Below are 15005 nucleotides of genomic sequence, written 5' to 3'. Positions count from 1 at the left end.
CGCTTCATCCCGCAATCATTCAGGCACGCTTGCTGCGCGGGGCCGTGTTGAGCGCCACCGCGGCGCGAACCAGCGCCTGCAGGGCCGCCTCGTCGGGGAAGTCGCCCTGATGGATGTCGATGGCGCGCCGGGTGTTGCCTTCGAGGCTGGCGTTGAACAGGCCGCTGGGGTCGGCCAGCGCGGCGCCCTTGGCGAAGGTCAGTTTCACCGCGCTCTTGTAGGTCTCGCCGGTGCAGATGATGCCGGCGTGGGACCACACCGGCACGCCCCGCCACTTCACTTCCTCGACCGCCTCGGGGTCGGCCTGTCGGATCAGCGCGCGGACCCGGGCCAGCGTCTCCCCGCGCCAGTCGCCCAGTTCCTGAATCTTTGCATCGATCAGTCGCGAGGCTTCCTGCGCGGTGCTCTGTTCCGTGGTCATGCTGGTCGTCCTCTTCCTGATGGTGGTCGCTGGCCGCAACTAGTATCGCCAACCCCTGGCATTCCTCCAGGGGAAAATTGGCGGCGATTGCGGCTTTGCGACAGCTTCGACCAACGGCAGGTGCTCAGGTGCCGACCCGGCTGCGCCTCAGGCCACCGGAATCGACGGATCGACCGCCGCCAGCGCCACGGCACGATCAGCCGCCGGCGGGTAGATCCACTGGCTGTTGATCTGCGTCTTCAGCGTCTTGGCCTCGGCGCCGACCAGCTTCTGCACGCGATCCCAGCCCTCGGTGTACACCGCCCCCCAGGCGCCCAGGTCGAGACAGGTGACGTACTTGGGCTGGCTGTAGACCCGTGGCGCCACGCCGATCAGCTCGGCCGCCGCGTTGTTGCCGGCGTAGCGGCCCAGGGGAATGGCGTGCTGGCAGGACATCACGCTGAAGTTGCCCAGCTCGTCGGTGGCGGCGCGCGCGGTATCGCCAGCGGCGAACACATCCTGCAGGCCGGCGACCTTGAGGAAGCCGTCCACCTGCAAGCGGCCGGTAGCATCGCGCGGTGCGCCCAGCTGCTCAGTGAGGCCGCTGGCACGGAAGCCGACGGTCCAGATCACCGTGCCGGCGTCGATGCGCTGGCCATCGTCCAGCACCACCCCGCCGGCATCCACCGCAGACACCGAGACCCCCAGGCGCCACTCGATACCCAGCTCGCGGGAGGCCTCGAGAATCGCCGGGCGAATGCCATCACCGAGAGTCGCACCGACCTGGGCGCCGCGGTCGATGACAATCACCCGCACATCGGCGTCCTCACCTAGGATGGCGCGCAGCCGCGCAGGCAGCTCGGTGGCGGTCTCGATGCCGGTGAAGCCACCGCCGGCCACCACCACCGTATTGCGCGCCGCCGACTCCGGCTGCTTGGCCAGGCCGAACAGGTGCTGCTCCAGGCGCGCGGCCTGCTCGATCTGGTCCACATCGAAGGCATGCTCGGCCAGCCCCGGCACCGGTGGGCGGAATAGCTGGCTGCCGGAGGCGAGGATCAGGCGGTCGTAGCCCAGGCTGGCCTCGGCACCCGTGGCATCGCGATAGCTGACCTGGCGCCCGGCGGTGTCGATGTTCAGCGCCAGGCCCTGGACGAAACGCACGCCGGTGACGGCGAACAGCTCCTGCAGCGGAGCGCGCATACTGTGCACGTCGGGCTCGTAGAAGCGCGGACGGATGCGCAGCTCGGCCTGGGGCGCGAGCAGGGTCACGCGCACGTCGCTGCGACCGTGCTGGTCGAGCAGGCGCACAGCGCTCAGTGCGCTCCACATGCCGGCGAAGCCGGACCCGATGATCAGAATATGTTGTTCCATGATGACTCCCGGCATTCGCCCGCTTCGTTTGACCGAGCCATGCTAGGAGCGAAAGAATTAGTCGCCCATGACAGATAACCCTGAATTTATGCCAGCCCAGCCTCGCCGCGTATTGTTCATCGCCTACCCGCGGGTGGGCCTGCTCGACCTGACCGGCCCGCAGACGGTGTTCTGGGCCGCCAGCAAGGCCCTGCAGGAACGCAACCGACCGGGCTACGAACGAATCACCGTCAGCCTGCAAGGCGGCCTGGTGCAGACCGCCGAGGGCCTGACCGTGGATACCCAGCGCCTGGCCGACTATCCGGTGAACGGCGTGGATACCCTGGTGGTACCGGGCTCGCCGGAGATCGAGGGCGTGGTGGCCGAGTCCGCCGAGCTGATCGGCTGGATCGCCGAGCACGCCGGCCAGGTGCGGCGCACCGCGTCGGTGTGCAGCGGCACCTTCCTGCTGGCCGAGGCCGGGCTGCTGCACGGCAAGCGCGCGGCCACCCACTGGGCCATGTGCGCCCGGCTGGGCGCGCGCTTCCCCTCCATCGAGGTGGATAACGACGCGATCTTCGTCCAGCAGGACAAGGTGTGGACCTCCGCCGGGGTCAGCGCCGGCATCGACCTGGCCCTGGCACTGGTAGAGGCCGATTGCGGCCGTGACGTGGCGATGCAGGTGGCGCGGGAGCTGGTGGTGTTCCTCAAGCGCTCCGGCGGCCAGGCGCAGTTCAGCGAACTGCTGCTGGCGCAGAGCCAGGACACGGCGATCTTCGACGAGCTGCACAGCTGGCTGGCCGACAACCTCGCCGCGCCGAACCTGGGTGTGGAGGTACTGGCCGAGCATTGCCACATGAGCCCACGCAACTTCTCCCGGCTGTACAAGCAGAAGACCGGACGCTCGCCGGCCAAGGCGGTGGAGATCTTCCGCCTGGAGGCGGCGCGGCGCCTGCTGGAGGACTCGGAGCGCAATATCGACCAGATCGCCCAGCAGTGCGGCTTCGGCGACGAGGAACGGATGCGCGCCACCTTCCAGCGCCACTTGGCGATTTCGCCGCGGGACTATCGCAAGCGTTTCTCCGCTTGAGGATCCGGCGGCCTAGCCCGCCAGCTCCTGCAGGTAGCTCCAGGGGTAGATGCCGTTGTCGTGGCCATCGCTGAACACCAGTTGCACGCCATAGCCCTGCTGATTGATGGCGCGCAGACGCACCTCACTCGGCGCCGCGTCGATGCGCCCATTCAGGCGCGCCGCTCGGCACTGCGAGCAGGGGCAGGCGGCGCGCAGACGGGCGTGGCTGAGCTGGCTGACCCGGCCATCCGGCCACTCCAGGCGCAGCTGGCCGGCGGCGCTGTGCAGGGCGCTGGGCGCGTTCATCAGGCCACACCCTGCAGCTGGCCGAGGGCGATACGCACGGCCTTGCGTACTTCGGGGTCGCCGTCGTTCTCCGCCGCCTGCAACGCCGGCAGCGCGGCCGGGTCGGTCAGCTCGCCGAGGGCCAGGGCGGCCTCCTTGCGCAGGTTGCTGATGCTGTGGCCGAGCAGCTCGACCAGCGCACCCAGCGCGCCGGCGAAACGCAGCTTGCCAAGGGAACGGGCGGCACGCAGGCGCACCTGCCAGTAGCCGTCGGCCAGGGCCTCGATCAGCGCCGGACCGGCGTCGCTCTGGCCGACCTTGCCGAGGGTGGTGGCGGCCTCCTCGCGCACCTGCCATTCACGATCGAGCAGAGCCGCACGCAGGGCCGGCAGTACGCTGGCGTCACTGGCCAGGCCGAGGGCGCCGGTGGCGGCGCGGCGCACTTCGGTATCCGGATCGCGGCTGGCCAGGTTGGCCAGGGCCGGCAGCGCATCGGTCTGCTTCAGCCAGCCGAGGATGCCGACCGCCTCGCGGCGGACGAAGGCATCGCTGTCGTGCAGCGCGCCCAAGGCCAGCGGCGCGGCCTCGGCCAGGCGCAGCTCGCGCAGGGCGCGCAGGGCGCTGGCGCGAACGAAGGCGTCGCCATGGGCGGCCCAGGGCAAGATCACCCTGCCCGCCTCGGCGCTCTTCAGCTCGGAGAGGCTCTGCGCGGCGGCAGCGCGCACTTCCTCGTCGGCATCGGCCAGGACGGCGCACAGGGCGGCGACCACCTCGGGCTCCTCCCAGGCTTCCAGCAGGCGCGCAGCCTCGGCGCGCACCTCGGCGGCAGGATCATCGCCCAGGGCCTGGGTCAGCCAGGGCAAGGCGTCGGGGTCTTCCAGGTCAGCCAGCTCGATCAGGGCGATGCGGCGCACGCCGGCGTCGGCATCGGCCAGACGCGGCTGCAGGTCGAGGATGTCCGGGTTGTCAGTAATAAGAGAAGTCATAGGGCGATTCGCAGTGGCGGATGTTCGGTGGTGGGCAGGCCCAGCGGCGTGAGGCGCGGCAGCTCGCGGCCGTCCTCGTGGCGCAGCAGCTCCAGGCAGTGGCGCTTGAGGTGGACGAAGCCGGGGCTGGTCAGCAGGCTGGCGTTGCGCGGGCGCGGGAAGTCCAGGCGCAGGTCCTCGATGAAACGGCCCGGACGCGGGCTCATCACCAGGATGCGGTCGGCGAGGAACAGCGCCTCGTCAATATCGTGGGTGACGAACACCACGGTGGTGCGGATGCGCGTCCAGATATCCAGCAGCAGCTCCTGCATGCGCGCGCGAGTCTGCGCATCCAGGGCGCCGAAGGGCTCGTCCATCAGCAACAGGCGCGGTCGGTTGATCAGCACCCGGGCGATCTCGGCGCGCTGCTGCATGCCGCCGGAAAGCTGGTTGGGCCAGCGCGTGGCGAAGTCCTGCAGGCCAACCAGACGCAGCATCTCGGCGGCCTGGCGGCGCCGTTCTGCCTTGCCGATGCCCTGCATCTTCAGGCCGAAGGCGACGTTGTCCAGCACGCTGCGCCAGGGCAGCAGGGTGTGGTGCTGGAACACCATGCCGCGCTCCGGCGAGGGGCCGGCCACCGGTGCGTTATCCACCAGCAGGCTGCCACCGGCGGGCCGCAGGTGACCGGCCAGGGCGCCGAGCAGGGTCGACTTGCCGCAGCCGGAGGGGCCGAGGATGCAGACGAACTCGCCGGGCTCGACCGTGAAGTCCAGCGCCTGCACCGCCTCGAAGGCCTCGCGGCCCTGGCCGAGGCGGATGGACAGCTGGCGACCGTCGATGCGGCCGGGCTCGGGGGCTTTCTCGTAGACGCTCATCGCTGTGCTCCGCTGCGGTACCAGGGCGTGGCCAGGCCACCGAGGCGCTTGACCAGGCCGCTGCTGGCCATGCCGAGCAGGCCGATCAGCAGCATGCCGACGACGATGTCCGGGTAGTTCTGGATGGTGTAGGACTCCCAGGTGTAGTAACCGATGCCGAACTGGCCGGAGATCATCTCGGCGGTGACCAGGCAGAACCACGAGGTACCCATGCCGATGGCGAGGCCGGTGACGATGCTCGGCGCGGCGCCCGGCAGGATCACCTCGCGCAGGATGGCCAGGCGCCCGGCCCCGAGGCTGCGCGCCGAGGCGATCAGGCGCGGATCGACGCCCTCCACGCCGTGGATGGTGTTGAGCAGGATGGGGAACAGCGCGCCGGTGAAGGTGATGAACACCATCGACAGCTCCGACGAGGGGAACATCAGGATGGCCAGGGGAATCCAGGCCACCGCGGGAATCGGCCGCAGCACTTCCAGTGGCGGCAGCAGGCTGTCTTCGGCCCATTTCGAGCGGCCGATGGCCAGGCCGAACAGCACGCCGATCACGGCGGCGCTTAGGTAGCCGGCGAATACCCGGCCCAGGCTGCTGCCGAGGTGCGCCAGCAGCTGGCTGGAGTGCAGCAGTTGCCAGGCCGCGTCGAGCACGGCACCAGGCGTGGGCACATAGGTGAAGGTGAGCAGGCCCAGGTCCAGGCGCGCGGTGGCGGCCAGCTGCCAGAACAGCAGGCAGGCGGCCAGCGAGGCGAGGCGCAGGGGCCAGCGGTATAAGTGGTTCATTGAATTCTCCAACCGTAACCCGAAGACACCAGGCACGAACTCAGGTCTTTGCTCCCCTCTCCCACTGGGAGAGGGGCCGGGGGTGAGGGATTGGCAGGCTGCTACGAGTTGCCTACGGCACCCTCACCCCAGCCCTCTCCCAGAGGGAGAGGGAGTCCATCAAAGGCTGGCGACGGCCTGCTGGTTGGCGCTGACGAAGTCCAGTGCAGTGCCACCGTGCTGCTGGGCGTAGGCTTCGGCCTGGTCCTTGAGCAGGAAGGCGGAGAGCTCACCCTTGCCGTTGCGCACGAACCAGGCCTGGTTGGCCAGCAGCTTGATGCCGCTGTCGGTGGCCTGGGCGTAGATGGCGCGGATGTCCTTGCCCTCCTGCTCCAGCGCGGCCAGGGCCTTGAGCGCGGCTTCCGGCGAGCTGTAGTGGCGTACCTTGTCCTCGCCGCGCACCCAGATCTGCGCCAGGCGCGAAACGTCGGTGATCGGCTTGCCGGTCAGTGCATCGTTGGCTTTCAGCGGTAGCGGCTGGTAGTCGGCCAGGGCCTTGTCGTAGTTGCGGCCGGCCTGCTTGAAGGCGGCGCGGATGTACTGGTCGTCGACGAACTTGTCCACGTCCAGGCCGCGGTCGGTCTTCTTCAGCAGCTTGAGGGTGTCGATGGAGGTGGCCAGCGCCTTGCGGTACTCCGGCTTCCAGGTCAGATCGCGGGTCTGCAGGCCGAGCGGGCCGTGGAACAGGTAGTTCACCTCGGCCTCGATGCCGGTGACCTTTTCGATCAGCTCGCTGTACTTCTCCGGCGACTCGGCGAACAGGCGGTCGGCCTCCAGGCTGGCGCGCAGGTAGGCGGTGACCACTTCCGGGTACTTCTTGGCGTACTCGGCATCGACCAGCGCGCCATGGAAGGTCGGTGCGTTGGCCTGGGAGCCGTCGTAGATCTTGCGGGCGAAGCCACGGTTGGGGAACAGCTCGGCGAACGGCACGAAGTCGGCATGCGCCTCGATGCGGTTGCTGCGCAGGGCCGAGCCGGCGATTTCCGGCGGCTGGGCGATGATGCGCACGTCCTTCTGCGGGTCCCAGCCTTGCGCGGCGACGGCGCGCAGCAGCATGCCGTGGGCGGTGGAGGCGAACGGCACGGAGATGGTCTTGCCCTTCAGCTCGGCCAGCGACTGCACGCTGGACGACGCCGGCACCACGATGCCGTTGCCGCTGCCGCGGGTGCTGCCGGAGAGCACCGTGAGGAACAGACTGCGCTTGCCGGCGTCGAGGTGGGCGACGCCGTTGAACGAGCCGGGGAAGTCGGCCATGGCGCCGAAATCGAGCTTGCCGGCGACCATCTCGTTGGTCAGCGGCGCGCCGCTGGTGAAGTTCTTCCACTCGATCTCGTACTTCACGTCCTGGTACTTGCCATCCTTCGGCAGGTACTTGTCGAGCAGGCTCAGCTCGCGAATGAGCAGGCCGCCGGTAGCGCAATTGATGGTGGTGTCCTGGGTGCCGATGGCGACGCGGATCGTCTCAGCCTGGGCGTGAACGGAGGCGATGGCCAGGGCGAGGCCGGCCAGCAGGTCCATCGGGCAGACCTCGACGCACACGGTGCAGCCCTTGTGGGCGATGCACTTGTCCTCGTCGATGGTCACCGGTGCATTGCTGCGAAAGAAGATTTCCTGGGGCTGGTAGGCCATGTCACGGTTCCTCGGAGCCTGTGGCTCTCTCGTTTCTGCGGCCCCCGTTCGGGGCCTGCACGCAGGTGTGGTCAGGCGGCGTCGCTACGCACCCGCAGGCGTTGGTAGGCGTGCTGTTCCTCGTCATCCAGCGGAATCAGATACGGCTCCACCGGCTTCTTGAAGCTGGTCATCTCGCCGCCCTCACCCTTCTTCAGGTGGCAGTGGGCGAACCACTCGGCGTCGTTGCGCTGCGGGTGGTCGACGCGGTGGTGGTACAGGCCCCAGCGGCTCTCGGCGCGGAACAGCGAGGCGCGCGCGGCCATCTCGGCGCAGTCGCGGATCACGCTGACCTCCAGGGCGCGCATCAGCTCGTGCGGGTTGTTGGCCTTGAGCTGGTCGAGGTCGCGCTGGATATCGGCGAAGCGGGTCAGGCCGATCTCCATCTTCTTGGTCACCTTGGGCGGCTGCAGGTAGTCGTTGACCATGCGCCGCAGCTTGTACTCGACCTGGGCCGGCGGCAGGCCGTGCTCACGATTGAGCGGCGCATACACCCGCGCCTGCTCGCGCTCGACCTGCTGCGCGTCGACCTTGGTGAACTCACGGCCGGCGATGTACTCGGCGGCGTTGACCCCGGCGAACCAGCCGTAGGTGAATGCGCCGAGCATGTAGTTGTGCGGCACGGCGGCCATGTCGCCGGCCGAGTACAGGCCCTTCACGCTGGTCTCGGCCTTCTCGTTGACCCACACGCCCGAGGCGCTGTGGCCGGAGCAGAAGCCGATCTCGGAGATGTGCATCTCGACCATACCGGTGCGGTAGTCGGTGCCACGGTTGGCGTGGAACTGGCCACGGCTGGGCCGCTCGTTGCTATGCAGGATCTCCTCGATGTTCTGGATGGTCTCCTCGGCCAGGTGATCAAGCTTGAGGAACACCGGGCCGTTGCCGCCCTCCAGCTCCTGGTGGAACTCCCACATCATCTGCCCAGACCAGTAGTCGCACTCGATGAAACGCTCGCCCTTGTTGTTGGCGGTGTAGCCGCCGAGCGGGCCGGTGACGTAGGCGCAGGCCGGGCCGTTGTAGTCCTTGATCAGCGGGTTGATCTGGAAGCACTCGAGGTTCGCCAGCTCGGCGCCGGCGTGATAGGCCATGGCATAGCCGTCGCCGGCGTTGGTCGGGTTCTCGTAAGTGCCCATCAGGTAGCCCGAGGCCGGCAGGCCCAGGCGCCCGGCGGCGCCGCAGGCGAGTACCACGGCCTTGGCGCGGATCAGGTGGAAGTCTGCAGTGCGGCAGTCGAAGCCCATCACTCCGTTCACCGCGCCCTCGGCGTCGGTCAGCAGGCGGGTGGCGATGACCCGGTTGGTGATCTCCACCCGCGCACGCTTGAGCTGGCGGTACAGCACCTTTTTGATGTCGTGCCCCTCGGGCATCGGCAGCACGTAGGCGCCCATGTGGTGAACCTTCTTCACCGCGTAGTCGCCGGTCTCGTCCTTCTCGAACTTCACGCCCCAGCGGTCGAGCTGCTCGATGGTCTCGAAACTCTTGGTGGCGTAGGCGTACACAGCCGCCTGGTTGACGATGCCGTCGTTGGCGATGGTGATTTCCTTGGTGTACTGCTCCGGCGTGGCGTGGCCGGGGATCACCGCATTGTTCAGGCCGTCCATGCCCATGCTGATAGCGCCACTGCGCTTGACGTTGGCCTTGTCCAGCAGCAGCACGCGCAGCTCGCGGTTGGCCTCCTTGGCCTTGATCGCAGCCATCGGCCCGGCGGTACCCCCGCCGATCACCACCAGGTCGTATTCGCGTTCGATCGTGTTCATGCGTGGGAGCCCTTCTGGCGGTCGATGCGCAGGCGGTACTGGAAAGCATCGCCGCGGTAGTAGAGGTATTCGAAGTCCAGCGGCGTGCCATCGGCGGCGTGGGTCAAGCGCTCGATGCGCATGATCGGCGCGCCCTCCTCCACGTTCAGCGCACGAGTCAGGTCGGCATCGGCCAGCACCGCGTCAATGGCCAGGTCGGCATGACCAAGGGCGATGCCGCAGTCGTTCTCGATGATCAGGAAGATGTCGCGGGCTACCAGGTCGGCCTTCTCCAGCTTCTCGCCGACGGCGCGCGGCACGTAGGTGACTTCCAGCGACACCGGCTCACGATTGACCAAGCGCACGCGCTTGATCTCGGTCACCGGTGCACCCTCCTCCAACCCCAGGCGCTCGGCGACGCGGGCGCTGGCCGGCAGATGCTTGAGGCTGTGCAGGCGGTTGATCACCTCGTAGCCCATCTGCGACATGGACTCGGCCAGGCCCTGCAGGGTGCTGACGTTCTGGAACGCCTTGGGCTTGGCAACGAAGGTGCCCTTGCCATGGATCTTGAAGATCAGCCCTTCCTTCTGCAGATCCCCTAGCGCCTGGCGCACGGTGATGCGGCTGACACCAAACGCCTGGCCCAGCTCGCTCTCCGAAGGCATGCGGCTGTGCGGCGGATATGTACCGTCGAGGATGCGCCCACGCAGCAGCTCCTTGAGCTGGCTGTACAGCGGCACGGGGGACAGGGGAAGCAGTTCGGCCATGTTCTCGTCTCTGATCTCTACTTGTCATAACAAGCTGTGACGAGAAGATAGCGAGCATAAGAGAGGTGTAGGAAATACTTTTATTGCATAAGCATATGGCTCGAAGCGGCCTACACCGGGTCCAGTTGCAGATGCACGCTGAGCGTCACTCCACGCTCCAGCGGGCTGGCGGTGACCAGCTCACCCTGCAGCATCTCGATCAGGCGGCGGGCGATGATCAGGCCCACCGGGCTGTTGCGCGCCATCTGCCGCGCCGCCTCATCCGCCAGCTCCGCCAGCGAACAGATGCGCAAGGGATCGGCCTGCTCGCTGGGTGAGCCGCTGATCTCCAGGCGTACGGCAATGCGCTCACCTTCTGACTGGGCCTGCACGCCCAGGCGCACCTTGCCGGCGACGGTATTGCGCAGCGCATGCAGCAGCAGGTGACGCAGCGCCTCGCCTAGGCGCTTTGGGTCGGTCAGCACGGGCTGCTGCGCCGCCTCGGCGACCCTCAGCTGCAGATCCAGCCCTCTCGATTCGACTTCCGCATGCAGACTCTGGGCGACATCCCTGACCAGTTCGTCCAGCCGAGTCGCCTGGAGTTGCACCAAAAATCAGTCATCGCCTTACCTACAAAGAGAGACGACTATTTCATTGCACTTGGTCTACGGTACACGACGATGTGTTTCTTCTCATGGCTGATGCCTCCAACAAAATTACGACGCCCAAGTGCCTCAACCAGACGTTTATCCTCTTCGGAGTTAGGTAGATGCACACGACGCCGCAGAGCAATGTTGGGATACTCATCGCCCAAGAGGATCAGGACAGCTGCTATTCGCCCCCACTCACAATTAAGCGTGAGGGCCTGAATGATCATTTCAATCCTGTTTTCTCGACTTAAGTCGCCATCCTGAATAACCTGAAGGATGACCGGTAGATATGCAGCCGAAAAGCTGACCCCTTCGACGTTCGCGCGCCCACAGACCTTCGCGAGCTCGATTGATGATCCTTCGCAAGTATCAAAAGCCTCGAAGGGAATGCCCTGCCACATTGTCAGCGCATCCTGAATCGAGGCTGTCTCATAACGAGTGAGTTCCCACACCAAATCAATCGGCAACGCCGTTAGATCTAGATCGACTTTGGCTTCCTTCCAACACCTGCGGATATAGGCTGACACCATACGTGGCGCCTGAGTTTTGAATGCCTCTCGGATTTCTAGGGTATAAGGAGCACAGCTATTGAATGCAAAAAGAGCCCAGCGATCAGGAGGCAGCCCCGAAGCCAGCACCACAGCTGGATCTAATGTCAGATCGGCAAACAGCGCACGTAGAACACTGTTAGATAGCTCTTTGCGGAGAAGATAAATCTGAAGCGCAGACTGCCGTGTTGGCTCCGATTGCCAGAGCTCGCCATCCAATACCTCAACGTGGCGCTCAACAAAAGCGAAGAGCTTCTCCTTGAGCAACTCCCTTGCTTCATCCCCACTTGGGTCCAGAGAAGGTAGATCTGGATCAATCACCTGATCGAAGACAGTCCAAACAGCCCTACCAAACGGCTCAACTCGATCCATGTCCAGGAAGCGTGGCCATACCTCCTTAGGAACCTCCCGGAGATCCGACACAACGCACTGGGTGCGATCCAGCAGTTGCCACATTAGATCCAGATCCTCTTCAACCAGATGCAGCAGTTTGACAAGCGAGTCGCTGCTCTCAGGGAGAACGCCGTCTTGGCTCAGAAGCTCAGTGATGAACGCTTCGGGATGTCCCTTGATACTCTCCAACAGGCCAGGGAGCTCAAGGCTTTCAAGGCGCCCATAGGTCACTAGAGACTCCTCAATAGAAGGAGCACCCAGCTTTTGCCAAAGTAACTGGAGCATGGGTAGTGATAACTCCAGGCATCCCCACGCAACAAGCTTCTTGAGATCCTCGGACGATGTCACATCACTGACAGCCCTGAATTGTGCGGGTTTATCGCGGAGCCAGTTCCAGCCTCCCCGTTTTGACTCCAGAGAGGGCATGAGATGAGCGATATCTGAGAGTCCATTGATTGCCTTCAGGAACAATCCCTTTTTATCGCTCATGCCATTGAGCTGCTCGACCGTCAAAGCATCCAAGATAGTGCTGATGTACAGCTGCCTGGCATCACTGAATCCGAACCGCTCAGTTTGAAGGAGCTGGTACATAAGATTCTGATCCGTTTCGAATAGGGCCTTGATCACCGCCAGGCCGTCCTTGCCCCCAAGGAGCACTTGCACCGCTTCAGCCATCCGCTCCAAGTGCTTGTGGCCGCTCTTCAGCACTATGGCCAGCTTCTCGGACGCAAGCTCTGCACTATCAACTTCACGGTGCGTTGCGAGAGCAGCAATTACTCCAGAAATGATGCCTTTGCCGCCCTCAAGACAATCGAAGTCCAACTTGCTCGCAACGCGCTCAGGATTCTGCAACGGAGTGGTCACATCGAGAACCTCACCCCGGCCGAGCGCAAGGATAAAATTCTTGTCCGCTTGGGTCAGCGACCCCTCATAGAAATAGCCCAGATAGTCGACGTAATCGGTGTCGAAAAAACCACGACGCATGAGGTAGGTAACCACCTCTAGACCGGCAAGCGAGTTTGCGATTGTTGGGCCATAGCTCTTTCGAGCAGCCTCGCGAAATGGAGTTGTTTTGAGACGAACGATTTGCTTTCGCAAATCATTGATCTCACCCTCGATGCTATCGACCGAGCGCTGCAACAGTTCGGCGCGAGCTTCGTATTTTACCGCCATCAGAAGCTGGCTAGGTTTAATGGTGTTCCCATCATTGTTGCCATAACGGCTAGTGGCTAACACCCTCACCCAGTCCGCCTGGATCACAGCGTCGAAGTTGCCATCCTCGACAAACTGTTGCAGCGTGAATACGGCACCGCTAGGAGTGCTTACTGCGTTGGCATGGGGCAGATTCCCCTGCTGCACGATCTCGTACCATACGCATGCTCGGAGATGCGCCGTACTTTTTGCGACTTCATTTTCTTTTCGTACCAACCGCTCTTTCAGCTTATCCGCCTGCTCTTCAAGCCTCTGCGCCTCGTCTTTGACCCATCCACCAAAGCCTGTTAGCACATTGTGAATAGGGCCCCGACGCTTGATCAGCTCGGCATATGCATCAGGGTGCAGGTTCCTGAGCACGACAATGGCGAATAGCTTGTTCGGCTCAAGCGCCAAGCCATCTTTTGCCAAGAGACTCGAATAGATGTCGTACTCGTTGACGATGTTTTTGATCAACCTCATCTCGTCAATGTAGTAACACACCGTCTCCACCATGGCAGGGTCGAGCCTGGCGCCCAAGGAGATGCCACCTACCTTTCGAGCCCCCATCAGCTCGGTCAATTTTTCCCGCGAATTCTCTGAATTCACGACTGGGATGATAGGAATGACCAGGTCGAAGAACTTGGTCTTATCAGTCACCGTGAACAGCTCATCGCGGATGGCGTAGAGGAAATGTATCGACCGCTTGATCTGGGGAGACTGGCGGATGGTGAAGTTGATCTCCCGGAGCCGGAAGAAGATGTCTTGGATATCGAACCTGTCGAGATCTTCGATTACCACGACCTGGACGTCGCTGCGTTCGAAGCAGTAGATAATCTCATCGACATTTTTGTGAAGCACTGAGCCATGATGTGTAGCTTCAAGCTTACCGCCCTTGAGGGTCAGCCCGTCGATACTGAACATTGAAAGGAATCTCAGCACTCCGTACGCAATCCATATGCCCCCTGCTACGACGATGCTGGCAGCGAACCACTCGGGGATCAGCATGAGCCCTTTGATTAACCAACCCAAATCAACGTCTGCCTGCTTCTCCAGCTTGGGCACACAGAGCCTCATGAGGCCGGTGACCCACGCAGCCAGGAACGACGTGCGTAACAGAATGACAGTGTTCGAAGCCTGAACGATTCGCTTTAGGCGTGTTTTGGGCAGCTGGTCAGCCCGAACGGAATAAAGCAACTGCTGGACGATTGTTTCCTCAATGCGATTGAGGAGTTCAGAGGTAGAGGCCTCAACTCCTTTTACCGCCGGTGCAGTGCTTTTTGACACCCTATCACCCAACACCTGAGCATCTAATGGCCTAGATGCCTCGACAGGTGCCTCCTGGCTGAATGTAGCGAGGGATACCGTGACGTACGGGAATTGGGGATTGCGCTCGAAGAATGTCTTCACAACGCTACTCTTACCGGCTCCGTATCCACCGGTGAGAGCAATGTTCAATACTTCGTCGTTGTTCAGAGCACCAAGCAACTCCTGCTCGTAACGCGTAAAGCGATCATCCTCAAGTAGCACCGGCGTCAGCGGCTCAAAAGATGACTTGGAGAGATGTGGGCGATACGTGGACTTGAATACCCTGAAACCAGCTATCAGCCCGTAATACAGTGCGAACCACGTGCGCTTGAGGGTACTTGAGCTTGCTTGAGCCATCTGCCTTGATCCTGAACGTCGGCCATCCATGCTGACCACTCGGGACAGACACTCGCCGCATTAATACATGCATGCCCCTTAGGGGCGTATTCAATGAGAGATGGCTATATGCCATAAATCCTAAGCTTAGGGGTAGCGACCAAGATACCCACCTGGACTGCTCCAGGCCGTAGCGGTCTTCTTAGTTGCGGGAGAGAGCATCCTCCGGGCGCGTCACAGACGCATACAGCAGCTAGAAGAAGGATCTGAAAGTACCGGTAGGAGACGGATGACTTACTCGCCATCGCTCACTCTCGTTTGACGACAAGGCTGTAAACAGGCACCCATTTCCTTTTCTTGAGCCAGGCCAATTGAGGTTAGTGACCTAACCCCTGATCACATGCTCATGAACTCTCTGAGCAGCCTTACAGGTAGGGTTTTGCTGGAATTTCGCAGAGGCCAGAAATAAGAAAACCCAGTCACCGCTAAGTGACTGGGTTTTCTAGGGTTTTTTGGTCGGGACGGAGTGATTCGAACACTCGACCCCTTGCACCCCATGCAAGTGCGCTACCGGGCTGCGCTACGCCCCGACGATGCTTCCGAGTTACCGGAAGCGGGGAGGACTTTACAATAAGCTGCTGAATTGTGGAAGTTTTTTTTACCGCTG

The 15005-nt window shown here is 63.4% G+C and carries 12 protein-coding genes, 1 tRNA gene and 1 pseudogene; 1 reads left to right on the top strand and 13 read right to left on the bottom strand.

What is annotated here, in order from left to right; translation table 11 throughout:
- Nucleotides 1–19: 19 nt before the first annotated feature.
- Together IB232_RS20755 and IB232_RS20750 are read right to left on the bottom strand one after the other, a co-directional pair.
- Nucleotides 20–421, bottom strand: a complete 402-nt coding sequence (locus IB232_RS20755) for a DUF1801 domain-containing protein (protein ID WP_192400448.1) — start codon at nucleotides 419–421, stop codon at nucleotides 20–22.
- 147 nt (nucleotides 422–568) lie between these two features.
- On the bottom strand, nucleotides 569–1771 hold the full coding sequence (locus IB232_RS20750) for an NAD(P)/FAD-dependent oxidoreductase (protein WP_192400447.1): 1203 nt from the start codon (nucleotides 1769–1771) through the stop codon (nucleotides 569–571).
- A gap of 67 nt (nucleotides 1772–1838) precedes the next feature.
- On the opposite strand from IB232_RS20750, the gene IB232_RS20745 reads away from it, so the two are divergent.
- Nucleotides 1839–2840, top strand: coding sequence for a GlxA family transcriptional regulator (locus IB232_RS20745; protein ID WP_192400446.1), 1002 nt, complete (start codon nucleotides 1839–1841; stop codon nucleotides 2838–2840).
- Between the two features lie 12 nt (nucleotides 2841–2852).
- On the opposite strand, the gene IB232_RS20740 is transcribed toward IB232_RS20745, so the two are convergent.
- From IB232_RS20740 to IB232_RS20690, 11 genes and pseudogenes are all read right to left on the bottom strand, one after another.
- Complete coding sequence (locus tag IB232_RS20740; RefSeq protein WP_192400445.1) at nucleotides 2853–3128, bottom strand: DUF971 domain-containing protein; 276 nt, start codon at nucleotides 3126–3128, stop codon at nucleotides 2853–2855.
- Nucleotides 3128–4093: a HEAT repeat domain-containing protein gene (locus IB232_RS20735; protein ID WP_192400444.1), complete on the bottom strand. Its 966-nt coding sequence runs from the start codon at nucleotides 4091–4093 to the stop codon at nucleotides 3128–3130. The genes IB232_RS20740 and IB232_RS20735 overlap by 1 nt, the downstream gene beginning before the upstream one ends.
- Nucleotides 4090–4947, bottom strand: coding sequence for an ABC transporter ATP-binding protein (locus IB232_RS20730; protein ID WP_192400443.1), 858 nt, complete (start codon nucleotides 4945–4947; stop codon nucleotides 4090–4092). The genes IB232_RS20735 and IB232_RS20730 overlap by 4 nt, the downstream gene beginning before the upstream one ends.
- A complete protein-coding gene (locus IB232_RS20725) occupies nucleotides 4944–5723 on the bottom strand; it encodes an ABC transporter permease (protein WP_192400442.1) in 780 nt (259 codons plus the stop codon). The genes IB232_RS20730 and IB232_RS20725 overlap by 4 nt, the downstream gene beginning before the upstream one ends.
- Nucleotides 5724–5882: 159 nt before the next feature.
- Nucleotides 5883–7280: an ABC transporter substrate-binding protein gene (locus tag IB232_RS20720; protein WP_192400559.1), complete on the bottom strand. Its 1398-nt coding sequence runs from the start codon at nucleotides 7278–7280 to the stop codon at nucleotides 5883–5885.
- Nucleotides 7266–7391: pseudogene (locus tag IB232_RS20715) on the bottom strand (4Fe-4S ferredoxin); the annotation flags it as partial. The pseudogene IB232_RS20715 and the gene IB232_RS20720, both read right to left, overlap by 15 nt.
- Nucleotides 7392–7462: 71 nt before the next feature.
- On the bottom strand, nucleotides 7463–9187 hold the full coding sequence (locus tag IB232_RS20710; protein WP_192400441.1) for a fumarate reductase/succinate dehydrogenase flavoprotein subunit: 1725 nt from the start codon (nucleotides 9185–9187) through the stop codon (nucleotides 7463–7465).
- Nucleotides 9184–9933, bottom strand: a complete 750-nt coding sequence (locus IB232_RS20705) for a GntR family transcriptional regulator (protein ID WP_137972025.1) — start codon at nucleotides 9931–9933, stop codon at nucleotides 9184–9186. The genes IB232_RS20710 and IB232_RS20705 overlap by 4 nt, the downstream gene beginning before the upstream one ends.
- A gap of 110 nt (nucleotides 9934–10043) precedes the next feature.
- Nucleotides 10044–10520, bottom strand: a complete 477-nt coding sequence (locus tag IB232_RS20700) for an ATP-binding protein (protein ID WP_192400440.1) — start codon at nucleotides 10518–10520, stop codon at nucleotides 10044–10046.
- A 38-nt stretch (nucleotides 10521–10558) separates the two neighbouring features.
- Complete coding sequence (locus tag IB232_RS20695) at nucleotides 10559–14359, bottom strand: hypothetical protein (RefSeq protein ID WP_192400439.1); 3801 nt, start codon at nucleotides 14357–14359, stop codon at nucleotides 10559–10561.
- A gap of 492 nt (nucleotides 14360–14851) precedes the next feature.
- Nucleotides 14852–14928 (bottom strand) — tRNA-Pro (locus IB232_RS20690).
- Between the last annotated feature and the right edge of the window lie 77 nt (nucleotides 14929–15005).

Source organism: Pseudomonas sp. PDM15 (genome assembly GCF_014851565.1).
In the GTDB taxonomy this organism is placed as follows: domain Bacteria; phylum Pseudomonadota; class Gammaproteobacteria; order Pseudomonadales; family Pseudomonadaceae; genus Aquipseudomonas.
Note: the sequence above shows the minus strand (reverse complement) of the source record. Positions and strands in the feature narration are given on the sequence as shown.

Bases quoted from the DNA above. Each gene is read 5' to 3' on its own strand.
- IB232_RS20705 (WP_137972025.1), bottom strand. From the start codon at position 9,933: ATGGCCGAACTGCTTCCCCTGTCCCCCGTGCCGCTGTACAGCCAGCTC.
- IB232_RS20735 (WP_192400444.1), bottom strand. From the start codon at position 4,093: ATGACTTCTCTTATTACTGACAACCCGGACATCCTCGACCTGCAGCCG.
- IB232_RS20745 (WP_192400446.1), top strand. From the start codon at position 1,839: ATGACAGATAACCCTGAATTTATGCCAGCCCAGCCTCGCCGCGTATTG.
- IB232_RS20740 (WP_192400445.1), bottom strand. From the start codon at position 3,128: ATGAACGCGCCCAGCGCCCTGCACAGCGCCGCCGGCCAGCTGCGCCTG.
- IB232_RS20750 (WP_192400447.1), bottom strand. From the start codon at position 1,771: ATGGAACAACATATTCTGATCATCGGGTCCGGCTTCGCCGGCATGTGG.
- IB232_RS20730 (WP_192400443.1), bottom strand. From the start codon at position 4,947: ATGAGCGTCTACGAGAAAGCCCCCGAGCCCGGCCGCATCGACGGTCGC.
- IB232_RS20720 (WP_192400559.1), bottom strand. From the start codon at position 7,280: ATGGACCTGCTGGCCGGCCTCGCCCTGGCCATCGCCTCCGTTCACGCC.
- IB232_RS20725 (WP_192400442.1), bottom strand. From the start codon at position 5,723: ATGAACCACTTATACCGCTGGCCCCTGCGCCTCGCCTCGCTGGCCGCC.
- IB232_RS20710 (WP_192400441.1), bottom strand. From the start codon at position 9,187: ATGAACACGATCGAACGCGAATACGACCTGGTGGTGATCGGCGGGGGT.
- IB232_RS20695 (WP_192400439.1), bottom strand. From the start codon at position 14,359: ATGGCTCAAGCAAGCTCAAGTACCCTCAAGCGCACGTGGTTCGCACTG.
- IB232_RS20755 (WP_192400448.1), bottom strand. From the start codon at position 421: ATGACCACGGAACAGAGCACCGCGCAGGAAGCCTCGCGACTGATCGAT.